General features: G+C 74.1%; 9 protein-coding genes and 1 pseudogene. 8 read left to right on the top strand and 2 right to left on the bottom strand.

The features are described 5' to 3' along the window. Both FXF52_RS25160 and FXF52_RS25155 read left to right on the top strand, forming a co-directional pair. A pseudogene (locus FXF52_RS25160) lies at positions 1-475 on the top strand (transcription termination factor Rho); the annotation flags it as partial. 156 nt (positions 476-631) lie between these two features. After that, positions 632-4087 carry a phosphodiester glycosidase family protein gene (locus FXF52_RS25155; RefSeq protein ID WP_148800749.1) on the top strand — a complete coding sequence of 1152 codons (3456 nt, stop codon included), beginning with the start codon at positions 632-634 and terminating at the stop codon, positions 4085-4087. A 103-nt stretch (positions 4088-4190) separates the two neighbouring features. Here the strand turns inward: FXF52_RS25155 and FXF52_RS25150 are convergent, their stop codons facing one another. Further along, on the bottom strand, positions 4191-5087 hold the full coding sequence (locus FXF52_RS25150; RefSeq protein WP_148800747.1) for an AAA family ATPase: 897 nt from the start codon (positions 5085-5087) through the stop codon (positions 4191-4193). A 251-nt stretch (positions 5088-5338) separates the two neighbouring features. Here FXF52_RS25150 and rpmE point away from each other — a divergent pair, with 251 nt between their 5' ends. Both rpmE and prfA read left to right on the top strand, forming a co-directional pair. Continuing rightward, a complete protein-coding gene (rpmE, locus tag FXF52_RS25145) occupies positions 5339-5563 on the top strand; it encodes a 50S ribosomal protein L31 (RefSeq protein WP_073834647.1) in 225 nt (74 codons plus the stop codon). 110 nt (positions 5564-5673) lie between these two features. After that, positions 5674-6762 (top strand): peptide chain release factor 1, encoded by a 1089-nt coding sequence (prfA, locus tag FXF52_RS25140; RefSeq protein WP_148800745.1) that lies wholly within the window; start codon positions 5674-5676, stop codon positions 6760-6762. A 21-nt stretch (positions 6763-6783) separates the two neighbouring features. On the opposite strand, the gene FXF52_RS25135 is transcribed toward prfA, so the two are convergent. Then, positions 6784-8337, bottom strand: coding sequence for a diguanylate cyclase (locus FXF52_RS25135; protein WP_148800744.1), 1554 nt, complete (start codon positions 8335-8337; stop codon positions 6784-6786). Between the two features lie 73 nt (positions 8338-8410). Here FXF52_RS25135 and prmC point away from each other — a divergent pair, with 73 nt between their 5' ends. The 4 genes from prmC (at position 8411) to FXF52_RS25115 (ending at position 12877) form a co-directional block, all read left to right on the top strand. Then, entirely contained in the window at positions 8411-9358 is a 948-nt protein-coding gene (gene prmC / locus FXF52_RS25130; RefSeq protein ID WP_148800742.1) for a peptide chain release factor N(5)-glutamine methyltransferase, read from the top strand. Further along, the gene (locus tag FXF52_RS25125) at positions 9358-10002 is read left to right on the top strand and encodes an L-threonylcarbamoyladenylate synthase (RefSeq protein WP_148800759.1); all 645 of its coding nucleotides are present in this window, start codon (positions 9358-9360) and stop codon (positions 10000-10002) included. The genes prmC and FXF52_RS25125 overlap by 1 nt, the downstream gene beginning before the upstream one ends. Beyond that, on the top strand, positions 10003-10614 hold the full coding sequence (locus tag FXF52_RS25120) for a phosphotyrosine protein phosphatase (protein ID WP_148800740.1): 612 nt from the start codon (positions 10003-10005) through the stop codon (positions 10612-10614). Positions 10615-10762: 148 nt separating this feature from the next. Further along, positions 10763-12877 (top strand): transglycosylase domain-containing protein, encoded by a 2115-nt coding sequence (locus FXF52_RS25115; protein WP_148800738.1) that lies wholly within the window; start codon positions 10763-10765, stop codon positions 12875-12877. The last annotated feature ends 41 nt before the right edge of the window (positions 12878-12918 follow it).

The raw sequence follows: 12918 nt of genomic DNA, 5'->3' as shown, positions 1-12918 counted from the left end.
GGTGACCCGCCTCGGCCGGTCGTACAACCTGGCGGCGCCGGCCAGCGGCCGGATCATGTCGGGTGGTATCGACTCCACCGCGCTCTACCCGCCGAAGCGCTTCCTGGGCGCGGCGCGGAACATCGAGAACGGCGGCTCCCTGACCATCCTCGCCACGGCGCTGGTGGAGACCGGCTCCATGGCCGACACGGTCATCTTCGAGGAGTTCAAGGGCACCGGCAACGCCGAGCTCAAGCTGGACCGGAAGATCGCCGACAAGCGCGTCTTCCCGGCGATCGACATCAACCCCTCCGGCACCCGCAAGGAGGAGGTCCTGCTCGCGCCGGAGGAGCTGGCGATCGTCCACAAGCTCCGGAAGGTGCTGCACTCGCTGGACTCGCAGGCGGCGCTCGACCTCCTGCTGGACCGGCTCAAGCAGTCCCGGACGAACATCGAGTTCCTGATGCAGATCGCGAAGTCCACGCCGGGCGAGTGATCCCGCCAGGAGCGGACGGAAGAGGGGTACGGCCTTCGGGTCGTGCCCCTCTTCCGCCTTCCGGGCCCGGCATGGCCGAGCACGGCTCTGAAGTTTTTCTACGGTTAAGCCGGCGGGTATTGAAACTTCTGTTCACTCTCCGGTTGACTGTCGGGCATGCGTACCCGCAGTCGATCCGCCTCTCTTGCCGGCGTCCTGCTGCTGACGCCGCTGCTGGCCCTTGCCGGGCCCGTCCCACCGGGCGTCGCGGCGCCCGCCGGCGAGCCACGCACCGCGGCCGAGGACGCCCCCGCCGCCTCCTCGCGCCCTGACTCCGCGGTCGCCCTCGCCGGCGACGCCGCCGGCCTGGAACCGGCCGGTGGCCTGGAGACCGCGAAGACCACCCGTCCGGTCGCCCCCGGACTCGACCTGACCTCCTTCGACCGGTACGACGCCGACGGCTGGCTGCGCGCCGACGCCCTCACCGCCGACCTGTCCGGCGGCGTCACCGTGGACTACGTCAACTCGGGCGCGGTGACCCGGGACGAGCCGCTGCGCGCCGCGGCGGACCGCACCCGGGCGGTGGCGGCCGTCAACGGCGACTTCTTCGACATCAACAACTCCGGCGCCGCGCAGGGCATCGGCATCCGCTCCGGTGAGCTGATCCAGTCGCCGATCGCCGGGCACACCAACGCCGCGGCGATCAGCGCGGAGGGGCTGGGCCGGGTGATCCAGGTGGGCTTCGAGGGCACCGCCGCACTGCCTGCCGGGCCGGTGCCGCTCACCCAGTTCAACAACATGGTGCAGCGGGACGGCGTCGGCGTCTTCACCCCGCTGTGGGGCACGTACGCCCGCAAGCGGGCCGTGGAGGGCGCCGCACGGGTGGTCGAGGTGACGGTGACCGGCGGGAAGGTCGCGACCGTGGCCACCGCCCCGGGGGACGGGGCGATCCCGGCCGGGACCACCGTGCTGCTGGGCCGGGAGGCGGGCGCGGACGCGCTCGCGGCACTGCGGCCGGGCGACCCGGTCGACCTGAGCTGGCGGCCGAAGGCCTCCGACGGGAGCAGCCTGCGCGCGGCCGTCGGCGGCGGCAGCGTGCTGGTCCGGGACGGCGTGGTGCAGAACATCGCCGACCAGAGCCTCGCCCCGCGTACCTCGGTCGGCTTCTCCGCCGACGGGCGCAAAATGATCATGCTGACCGTGGACGGTCGGCAGGTGGACAGCCGGGGCGTCACCCAGACCGAGATGGGCCGGATGATGCGCGAGCTCGGCGCGTGGACCGCGCTGAACCTCGACGGGGGCGGCTCCTCGACCCTGCTGGCCCGCGAGCCCGGCGCGGCCACCGTGCAGGTGGAGAACAGCCCCTCGGACGGCAGCGAGCGGCCGGTGCCGAACGGACTGGCCATCTACGCCCCGCAGGGCAGCGGCCGGCTCACCGGATTCTGGCTCGAGACGGCGAGTGACCCGACCGCCGCTCCGGGGGTCGCCCCGGTCCGCGGCGGGCGGCCGGACCGGGTCTTCCCCGGGCTCACCCGCCGGCTCACCGCCGCCGGCTACGACGAGACCTACGGGCCGGCGGCCGGCGCGCCGCAGTGGCGGGCCAACCCGGCCGCCCAGGGCACGGTGGACGACGAGGGCGTGTTCCGGGCCGACCGGCCCGGCCGCAGCACCGTCACCGCGTGGCGGGAGGAGGCCCGCGGCACCCTGGACCTGACCGTGCTCGGTCCGCTGGAGCGGATCGACTCCACCGTGGACCGGCTCGGCCTCAACCGGCAGGGCGACACCGGCCTGTTCGGCGTGGTGGGCTACGACGCCGAGGGCAACACCGCGCCCATCGAGCCGGCGGACCTGCGCCTGGAGTACGACCACGACGTCCTCGCGATCACCCCGACCGATGACGGCAACCTCTCCGTGAAGGCGCTCGGCGACAGCGGCTCGGCCCTGGTCACAGTCCACGTCGGAGCGGAGACCACCGTGCTGCCGGTGACCGTCGGGCTGGCCGACGTGCCGGTGGCCGGCTTCGACGACGCCGCCGCCTGGAAGTTCAGCCAGGCCCGGGCCAGCGGATCGGTCGCGCCGGCGCCGGGCCACACCGGCACCGGGCTGAAGATGTCGTACGACTTCAGCCAGTCCACCGGCACCCGCGCCGCGTACGCCGACCCGCCGGCCTGGATCGCCGTGCCCGGCCAGCCGCAGGCGTTCGGTATGTGGATCAAGGGCAACGGCGCCGGGGAGTGGCCCAGCCTGCACCTGCACGACGCCCAGGACACCCAGTTCGTGCTGCGCGGCCCGTACGTCACCTGGACCGGCTGGCGGTACGTCGAGTTCGCCGTCCCGCCCGGGGTGCAGTACCCGGTCCGGGTGCGCCGGTTCTACGTGGCCGAGACCGACCCGGCCAAGCAGTACAAGAGCGAGGTGGTCATCGACGACCTGGTGGCCAAGGTGCCGCCCACGCTGGACGCGCCGGCCGAGCCGGCCCGGACCGATCGGGTGGTGCTGCGCGACGGCACGGTGGACGGCGCGCCCTGGCGCTTCGCGGTGCTGTCCGACGCCCAGTTCGTCGCGGCCGACCCGGACAGCGACCTGGTCGCCCAGGCCCGCCGTACGCTCCGCGAGGTCAAGGCGGCGAAGCCGGACTTCCTGATCATCGACGGCGACTTCGTGGACACCGCGTACCCGGCGGACTTCGCGCTGGCCAAGCGGATCCTCGCCGAGGAGCTGGGTGGCGAGCTGCCCTACTACTACGTCCCGGGCAACCACGAGATCATGGGCGCCCCGATCGACAACTTCCGGAACGTCTTCGGCGCCACCTCGCGGGTCTTCGACCACGAGGGCACCCGGTTCGTCACGCTGAACACGTCGAGCGGTTCGCTGCGGGGCGGCGGCTTCGACCAGGTGAAGCTGCTCCGGGACACGCTGGACGCCGCCGCCGCCGACCCGGCCGTCGGCTCGGTCGCGGTGTTCTTCCACCACCCGCCCCGCGACCCCAGCCCGGCCAAGGCCAGCCAGCTCGGCGACCGCAAGGAGGCCGCCCTGGTGGAGCAGTGGCTGGCCGACTTCCAGCACCGGACCGGCAAGGGCGCGCTCCTGGTCAACGGGCACGTCGGCACCTTCCACGCGGACCGGGTGGACGGCGTCCCGTACGTGATCAACGGCAACTCGGGCAAGAACCCCTCCACCCCGCCCCAGCTCGGCGGCTTCACCGGCTGGACCGAGTTCGGCGTCGACCCGGTGACCCCGCAGGAGGCGGAGCGGGCCCGCCGTGACCCGCTGGCCGAGGGGCCGCGCTGGGTCGAGGCGGAGTTCCACGCCCACGTCGACCGGCTCGCCCTGGCCGCTCCGGCCAGCGTCCCGGTGGGCGCCCCGGCGATCGTCACGGCCACGCTCACCCAGCCCGGCGGCCGTGCCGTTCCGGTCGCCGCGCCGGTCAGCGCCGACTGGTCCGGCTCGCCGAACCTGTACGTGGGCGGCGCCGACGGGGTGAAGCCCTGGCACGTGGCCCGGTTCGACCCGGCGACGGGGCAGCTCACCGCGCTGCGTCCCGGCGGTCAGGTGGTGCTCGCGGTGACCGTCAACGGCGTACGCGCCCAGGCGACGGTCACCCTGACGGCGGCGGAGGCGCCCGCCGCCTGACCCGCCCCGGGGGCGCGGCCACGCAGCCGCGTCCCCGGCGGCCGGCCGCCACCCGCCGACGGGCCCTGTGACCTGGGGGAGGAGCCCGTCGGCGGGTGCTCGGTCAGAAGTCGCCCTCGGCGACCTGGAAGACGGTCAGGCCGAGCGCCCGCCACATCCGGACCACCTGCTGCCGGTCCTCGAAGACGCCGACCACCCGGTACCGGTCCCTGATCTCCCGCTCGTAGATCTCCTGCTTGACCACGGCGTCCTTGCGCTGATCACCGACCGCCCGCAGGTGCAGCGCCAGGTAGGGCACCTTGACGTGCCGGTCCAGCCAGGCCTCGGTGGCCGGCCGCGCGGTCGCGTCCCGGCCCGAGCAGAAGACCACCCCGTGTCCGGCCGCGTGCATCGCCCGGACCGCCGCGATCACCGCCTCGTTCGGGGCGTCCTCGCCGACCCGGGTCATGTCGTACGGGCTGCGCGAGACGTTCAACGCCACCGTGCCGTCGATGTCCACCAGCACGATCGCCGGCGGCTCGGGGTGGGGCGGGTGGACCCGGGCCGGGGTGCCGGTGCGGGCGGTCGGGACCGGCAGCGGTAACGGCCGGTTGGCCAGGTAGCGCTCGTGCAGGCGGCGGATCGCCGCCTCGCCGACCCGGTCGGCCTCCGGCCGCGCGGCGTCCCGCCGCAGGCACTCCTCCAGCGGCACGTCGGTGAAGTCGTGCACCTCGAACGCGGCGCCGTACCGCTCGGCCAGCTCGGCCCAGTCCCGCAACGTGCGCGAGCGCAGGTTGGTGTCGTCCACGCAAACACTCACCCGGGCCGCCAGCAGCGCCTCCACCTGTGCCCGCTGGGCCCGGGTGACCTGCCCCTCGGCCCACTGGGTGAAGAGCCGCTCGCCGTGCATCATCCGGCGCAGGTCGTCCCGGTTGACCCGGACCACGCCGGGCTGCAGCCGGCGGGCGAAGGTGGTCTTGCCGGAGGCGGGCAGCCCACGGGTCGCGATCAGGCAGAACATCCCGCACCTCCGGTTCGTCCCGGTCCACCCCGGCACCGGTTGACGAATGCCCGCGAGCGGGGCGGGAATGCGTGCGGGGTGGTGGGCGTTGCGCCTGCCGGACCTCCGGTGCGGCCCGCTCGCCGGGTCGGCGGACGTCCGTGGCACACTGGTCAATCGGCCACCGGTTCCGGTTCACGCCCGAGCCCCTCGCGGATGACGGGGGGCGACGACGGCGACCCGGCGACCACCCACGAAAGGACCGAGGCGAGATGAAGCCCAACATCCACCCGGAGTACGTGACCACCGAGGTCCGCTGCTCCTGCGGCAACACGTTCACGACCCGCAGCACCGCCAAGGGCGGTCAGATCAGCGTCGAGACCTGCAGCGCCTGCCACCCGTTCTACACCGGTAAGCAGCGCGTCCTCGACACCGCCGGTCGGGTCGCGAAGTTCCAGCAGAAGTACGCCAAGGTTCAGGCCAAGAAGGCCAAGTAGCTGCTCCGACGACGCCCGTGTCCGGCTCCGTGCCGGACGCGGGCGTTCGTCCGTTTCCACCCTTTTATCCTCACCCCCCACCCGGTCATCGTCGAAGGAGCATCCGCAGCATGAGCAGTGAGCGCCTGGCCGCCCTCCTCGACGAGTACGCCGAGCTGGAGAAGCGGCTCGCCGACCCCGCGATCCACGCCGACCAGGGCACCGCCCGGCGGGTCGGCCGGCGCTACGCGGAGCTCGTCCCGCTGCACAAGGCCGCCGGTGAGCTGGAGCAGGCCCGAGCCGACCTGGTCGCCGCCCGCGAACTGGCCGCCGAGGACCCGGCGTTCGCCGCCGAGGCCGAGGCGATCGCCGCGTCCCTGCCGGCGCTGGAGGAGAAGCTGGCGGAGCTGCTGATCCCCCGGGACCCGCACGACGCCAAGGACGTCATCGTCGAGATCAAGGCCGGGGAGGGGGGCGAGGAGTCGGCGCTCTTCGCCGGCGACCTGCTCCGGATGTACACCCGGTACGCCGAGCGGCACGGCTGGGTCACCGAGGTGATCGACTCCCAGGAGTCCGACCTCGGCGGCGTGAAGGACGTCTCCCTGGCGATCAAGACCAAGGGCGTGCCCGAGGGCGGCAACGGCGTCTGGTCCCGGCTCAAGTGGGAGGGCGGCGTGCACCGGGTGCAGCGCGTCCCGGTCACCGAGTCGCAGGGCCGGATCCACACCAGCGCGGCCGGCGTGCTGGTGCTGCCGGAGGCCGAGGACGTCGACGTCACCATCGACCCGAACGACCTGCGGATCGACGTGTTCCGCTCGTCCGGGCCCGGCGGCCAGTCGGTCAACACCACCGACTCGGCGGTCCGGATCACCCACGTGCCGACCGGGATCGTGGTCTCCTGCCAGAACGAGAAGTCGCAGCTGCAGAACCGGGAGCAGGCCATGCGGATCCTGCGTGCCCGGCTGCTCGCGGCCGCCCAGGAGCAGGCCGACGCGGCCGCCTCGGACGCCCGCAAGGCGCAGGTCCGCACCGTGGACCGGTCGGAGCGCATCCGCACCTACAACTTCCCGCAGAACCGGATCACCGACCACCGGATCGGCTACACGGCGTACAACCTGGACCTGGCCCTGGCCGGTGAGCTGGATGGCGTCCTGGACGCCCTCACCGAGGCCGACCGCGCCGCCCGCCTGGCCGGCGAAACCGAACTGACCCGCCGCTGACCCGCGCCGCCCCGGGGCGGGTCAGGAGGCGCGGAGGCGGTCCTTGGCGCGCAGCATCTCCCGGTCGGCCAGCTCGAACGCGGCGCCGAGCGCCTCCCGAACGCTCGCCCCGGAACCCCCGCACACCTCGGCGAAGCCGATGCTCACCCCGACCGGGGTGCCGGGGACCAACGACTCCCAGTCCTCCGTGCGGATGGCGGCCTGGATCCGGCGGGCCACCTCGGCCGCCTCGGTCATGCCGGCTCCGGGCAGCACCACGACGAACTCGTCCCCGCCGTACCGGGCCACGAAGTCCCCGCGCCGCATCACCCGGTTGATCACCCCGGCGATCCGTTGCAGCACCAGGTCACCGGAGTGGTGGCCGTGCCGGGTGTTCACCGCCTTGAAGCCGTCCAGGTCGCAGACGCCGATCACCACCCGCTCGCCCCGGGACACCACCGCGCCGATGTAGCGCTCCAGCCGGCGCCGGTTGGGTAGCCCGGTCAGCGGGTCGGTGAGCGCCTCGCCCTCGTACCGGGCGGCCTCGCGGCGCACCTCCTCGTGGTCGATCCGGGCGGCGATGCCCTCGATGTAGACGTCCCGCAGCCGGTCGTTGCGCTGCGCGGCCAGCCGGAACGCGTACCGGTCGGCCCGGTGCGCGGCGGCGTGGTCGCCGGCCCGGGCCAGCGCGATGCTGCGCAGCCGGGGCGACTCGGCTGCGCCCAGCGTCTCGATGGAGACCCGGGCGGTGTCCAGCCGGGTCACCGCCTCGATCGGCCGACCGTCGGCGATGGCGAGGCAGACCTGGCCGAGCTGCTGCATGTCCCGCGCGCGGGCGCTGTCGCCGCCGTGCCCGAGCAGCCGGTCGGGAGCGGCGGCGGGGTCGGACTCCACCTGGTCGCCGAGGGTGGCCTGGCGGGCGGCGGCGTACCCGTACGCCGCCAGGCTGCTCGGCCGGATGTTGCCGGCCCGCCCGCTGCGCAGGAAGCGGTGGAAGTCCCCGGCCACGTCGCGCAACACCCGCAGGCAGCCGTCGCTGTCGCCGGTGTGGTCCAGGGCCACCGCGTTGCGCAGCCGGATGCCCGGGGCGGCGAAGGTCTCCTCGGGGATGCCGGCGCCGAGCCCCACCTGGCGGGCGCGCTCGATCGCCCCCAGGGCGTGCCCGTGGAAGCTGAGGTACGAGTAGGCCATCGCCAGGTCGTGCCAGCCCCAGGCGGTGTCCCGGTCCGGGTCGTCGTCGGCGGTCAGCCAGCGGGAGGCCTTGACCAGGTGGGTGACGCAGCGGTCAAGCGCCCCCTGGTGGTGCGCGGCGAGGGCCGCCAGGGCGTTGAGGTGCCCGTGTAGGTACGGCTCGGCCAGGTCCCGGACCGCGGCGGAGGCCTCCTCGATGGCCCGGGTGTACTCGGCCGTCCGACCGAGATTGATCACCGCGCAGAGGCGCTGGACGAGCGCGTCCGCGCGGGCGCAGGGATCGTTGGTGGTGCGGATGACCCGGTCGAGCAGGGTGACCGCCTCCGCCGAGCGGCTCGCCTCCTGCAGCGCCCGGGCGCGCCGGAGGGCGTCAACCTGGTCGTCGACCCGGTCGAGCCAGCCCACTCGAACCTCCCTGTGGTGTGCGCCCGAACGCACCCGCTCGTGATGTCACCCCGCGACGCTTCATGATTATGTCGTGACCCACCTCCCGCAACACCCGTCCGAAGGGACGGAACGCGAGCGGCCCTTGCTGGCGGTCGCCCGGGCGGCCCGGACCCTCGCGGCGGCGGGCGTCGAGGCGCCCCGGGCGGAGGCCGAGCTGTTGGCCGCGTACGTGCTGGACGTGCCGCGTGGGCGGCTGGCCCTGACCGAGGGCCTCGACCCGGGCCAGCGCGACCGGTTCGACGCGCTGGTGGCCCGGCGGGTGGCCCGCGAACCTCTCCAGCACCTCACCGGCACCGCCGGGTTCCGGCACCTGGAGGTGGCGGTCGGCCCCGGCGTGTTCGTGCCCCGGCCGGAGACGGAGCTGCTCGCCGGCTGGGGCGTGGCCCAGGGCCGGGGCCAGACCGTGCCGCTGGTGGTGGACCTGTGCAGCGGCTCCGGCGCGATCGCCCTGGCGGTGGCCCAGGAGCTGCCGCGAGCGCGGGTGGTGGCGGTGGAGCGTTCGCCGGCGGCGCTGGCCTGGCTGCGCCGCAACGCCGCTGACCGGGCCGCCGCCGGGGACACCCCGATCGAGGTGGTGGCGGCCGACGTCACCGACCCGCAGCTCCTCGCCGACCTGGTGGGCCGGGTCGACGTGCTGCTCTGCAACCCGCCGTACGTGCCGCGCTCGGTGGCCGTGTCCCCGGAGGTGGCCGGGTACGACCCGGACGAGGCGGTCTTCGGCGGCGCGGACGGGCTGGACGTGATCCGGCCGGTGGTCGCCCGGGCCGCCGAGCTGCTCCGGCCCGGTGGCGTGCTCGGCGTCGAGCACGACGACACCCACGGGGCGGCGGTCCCGGCGCTGCTGGCCGCCGACGGCCGGTACGAGCGGGTCGAGGAGCACCGGGACCTGGTCGGGCGGCCCCGGTTCGCCACCGCGTCCCGCCGCGCGGACGGCCAGCACGCCGAGCCCGACGCGGCGTGGCAGACTGGCTCCTCGTGATGCTCTACGACTGTCGGTCGCTCGCCGACCGGGACCGCGGCATCGCCGCTGCCATCGAGGCGGTCAAGAACGGGGAACTCGTCGTCCTGCCGACCGACACGGTCTACGGCCTCGGCGCCGACGCCTTCACCCCGTATGCGGTGAAGGCGCTCGCGGACGCCAAGGGCGGTACTCGGCAGGCGCCGCCGGTGCTGATCGGTTCCCGGCACACCCTCGACGGCCTGGTCTTCTCGCTGCCGCGGGCGGCGCGCGACCTGGTCGAGGCGTTCTGGCCGGGTGCGCTGACCATCGTGGTGGAGCACTCGCCGAGCCTGTCCTGGGACCTGGGCGACGACAGCGGCACCGTGGCCGTCCGCATGCCGCTGCACCCGGTGGCCCTGGAGGTGCTGCGGGAGACCGGCCCGATGGCGGTGGCCTCGGCCAACAAGGTGGGCCAGCCGGCCGCGCTCACCGCCGAGGAGGCCCGCGACCAGCTCGGCTACGGCGTGCGGGCCTACCTGGAGGCGGGCCCGCCCCTCGACCCGGTGCCGAGCACCGTCGTCGACCTCACCGGCGAGGTGCCCCGGGTGCTGCGCCAGGGCGCGGTGTCGCTGGAGAAGCTGCGCGACGTGGTGCCGGACATCCTCGACGAGCGGGGGTTCTGAGTGCCGCCGTTCACCGTCCTGCACGTCTGCATGGGCAACATCTGCCGGTCGCCGATGGCCGAGCGGCTGCTGGTGCTCGCGGTGCGCGAACGGCTGGGCCGGCTCGGTGCCGACCCGGAGCGCTCCGACGAGCTGCTGCACAGCCACAGCGCCGGCACCGGCGGCTGGCACGCCGGCGAGGAGATGAATCCGCCGGCCGCCCGGCAGGTGACCTCCCGCGGCGGCGACGTGGCGGGCTTCGCCGCCCGCAAGCTCCGGTCCGACCTGATCGACGCCGCCGACCTGGTCCTCACCGCCACCGCCGACCAGCAGGAGTACGTGGTGGCGCTGCGCCCGGACGCCGCCGCGCGCACCTTCGTGCTGGGGGAGTTCGGCCGGCTGCTGGGCGGGGTGGACGCGTCCGCCCTGCCCCCGGCCGAGGCCGCCCCGGACGCGGTGTACGCCCGCGGCGTGGCCCTGGTGGCGGCGGCGGACGCGGCCCGGCAGGGTGCCGCCCCGCTGCCCGGCGACGACCTCGACGACCCGTGGGGCCGGGGCGACCAGTGCTTCAGCCGGGTGGCCGACGAGATCGAGGAGACGGTCCACCCGCTGGCCGCCGTGCTGTTGCCCTGACCCCTTCGCGGTATTCGGCGTAGGGGTTTCTGTCACCTTCATCCTTCCTCGCGAAATTCCTGCGTGTTTTGGGGAAGGTGGCGGCGAAACGGCCGATTGCGGTCATTCTGAACGGGTCTCGTACAGCCGGCTCCTGCGGGGAGAGCTGATGAACCGGGCCCATCTCGACAAGTTGTTCACCATCCTGCTCGCCGGCGTGCTCGCCGGGTTGGCCCTGGCGGCGGCCGCGCTGCCGGCCGCGCTGGTCTTCGGGTTCGGTTTCAAGGGGCTGGTGCCCTTCGCCGAGCTGCCGCAGTCGCTGCGGACGCCGGAGCCGGCCCAACGGTCCAACCTCTACGCCAACGACGGCCGCACCCTGATCACCTCGTTCTACGTCGAGGACCGGATCGACGTGCCGGTCGGCGACGTGGCGCCGGTGATGCGGCAGGCCATCGTGGCCGCCGAGGACGTCCGGTTCTACCAGCACCACGGCGTGGACGTGCGCGGCGTGATCCGGGCCTTCACGGTCAACCAGCGCGAGGGCGGGACCCGGCAGGGCGCCTCCACGCTGACCATGCAGTACGTCCGCAACGCGCTGGCCAGCGATCCGCGGCTGACCGAGGCGGAGCGGGCCCGGGCCACCGAGATCAGCGCCGGCCGCAAGATCCGCGAGATGCGGTACGCGCTGGCCCTGGAGCGGGAACTGAACAAGGACGAGATCCTGGGCCGCTACCTCAACATCGCGTACTTCGGCGCCGGGGCGTACGGCATCGGCGCGGCCAGCAAGCGCTACTTCTCCACCACCCCGGCGAAGCTGACCCTGGCCCAGGCGGCACTGCTCGCCGGACTGGTCCGCTCGCCCGACACCGACGACCCGATCAACGGGAACGCCGACGCGGCACTGGGTCGCCGGGCGTACGTGCTGGATCGGATGGTGGAGACCGGCCAGGTCTCGGCCGAGGACGCCGCCCGGGCGAAGGCCGAGCAGCTCGCCCTGAGGCCCAGCGCCACCCCGAACGACTGCACGGCGATCTCGAAGGAGCACAACGACTGGGGCTTCTTCTGCGACTGGTTCACCCAGTGGTGGAACAGCCAGTCGGCCTTCGGGGCCTCGCCGGACGAGCGGCAGCGCACCCTGCGCCGCGGCGGCTTTTCGATCGTCTCCTCGCTCGACCCGAACGTGCAGCGCAAGACCACCGAGCAGGTGCTGGAGATCTATCCGGTCACCAACAAGCGGGCCGCGCCGACCGCCGTGGTCCAGCCGGGCACCGGTCGGGTGCTGGCCATGGCGGTGAACCGGAACTACAGCGTGGCCGAGAACCCGGCGGGGCAGGAGAACTATCCGAACACGGTCAACCAGCTCATCGCCGGTGGCGGCGGCATCGTCGGCTACCAGGCCGGGTCGACGTTCAAGCTGTTCGCCATGCTCGCCGCGCTGGAGGCCGGGCTGCCGCTGGACACCGAGTTCGACGCCCCGTCCGTGTACGTCACCAACTACGCCACCGGCCCCGGGCCGGCCGCCTGCGGCGGCCACTGGTGCCCGGCCAACGCCAACCCGGACTGGATGGACGGCCCGCGCACCATGTGGAGCGCGTTCGGCCGGTCGGTGAACACGTACTTCGCCTGGCTGACCGAGCGGGTGGGCGCGGACCGGGTGGTGGAGATGGCCGAGCGGCTCGGCATCGTGCTGCGCGCGGCCGACGACGCCCGGCTGGCCCGCGACGGGGCGAAGAGCTGGGGCCCGTTCACTCTGGGCGTGGTCGCCACCACCCCGCTCGACCTGGCCAACGCGTACGCCACGGTGGCGGCCGAGGGCGTCTGGTGCCGGCCCACCCCGGTCGCCTCGATCACCGACAGCTCCGGCCGGAAGCTGGCCGCGGGGAACCCGGACTGCCGGCAGGCGCTCGACACGGAGGTGGCCCGGGCGGCGGCGGACGCGGCCCGCTGCCCGGTCGGCGACCAGTCGATGTACCGCCGCTGTGACGGCGGCACCGCCGAGGAGTTGGCGCCCGGGCTGGACCGGCCGGTGGCCGGCAAGACCGGCAGCGCGGAGCGGAACGAGACCGAGACGGTGGTCGCCTTCACCCCGCAGCTCGCCGTCGCCACCATCGCGGCGAACCCGGACAACCCCCGGGACGCCGTCGGCGGCGGCGTGCAGACCCGGCAGATCGCCGCCGTGGGCCGGCTGCTGGCGTACGCGCTGCGCGACCAGCCGGTGCGCGACTTCGTCCCGCCCAGCCAGACCATCGCCTTCGAGCGCACCAGCCCGCGATCCGGGAACTGACCAGGTCAAGCGTCGGCGGTCTCGGCGCCGGCCCGGGCGAG

Source organism: Micromonospora sp. MP36, from assembly GCF_008119785.1.
GTDB lineage: Bacteria > Actinomycetota > Actinomycetes > Mycobacteriales > Micromonosporaceae > Micromonospora.
Note: the sequence above shows the minus strand (reverse complement) of the source record. Positions and strands in the feature narration are given on the sequence as shown.

Coding starts and splice junctions, on each gene's coding strand:
- FXF52_RS25115 (WP_148800738.1), top strand. CDS start 10,763: ATGAACCGGGCCCATCTCGACAAGTTGTTCACCATCCTGCTCGCCGGC.
- rpmE (WP_073834647.1), top strand. CDS start 5,339: ATGAAGCCCAACATCCACCCGGAGTACGTGACCACCGAGGTCCGCTGC.
- prfA (WP_148800745.1), top strand. CDS start 5,674: ATGAGCAGTGAGCGCCTGGCCGCCCTCCTCGACGAGTACGCCGAGCTG.
- FXF52_RS25155 (WP_148800749.1), top strand. CDS start 632: ATGCGTACCCGCAGTCGATCCGCCTCTCTTGCCGGCGTCCTGCTGCTG.
- FXF52_RS25125 (WP_148800759.1), top strand. CDS start 9,358: ATGCTCTACGACTGTCGGTCGCTCGCCGACCGGGACCGCGGCATCGCC.
- FXF52_RS25150 (WP_148800747.1), bottom strand. CDS start 5,087: ATGTTCTGCCTGATCGCGACCCGTGGGCTGCCCGCCTCCGGCAAGACC.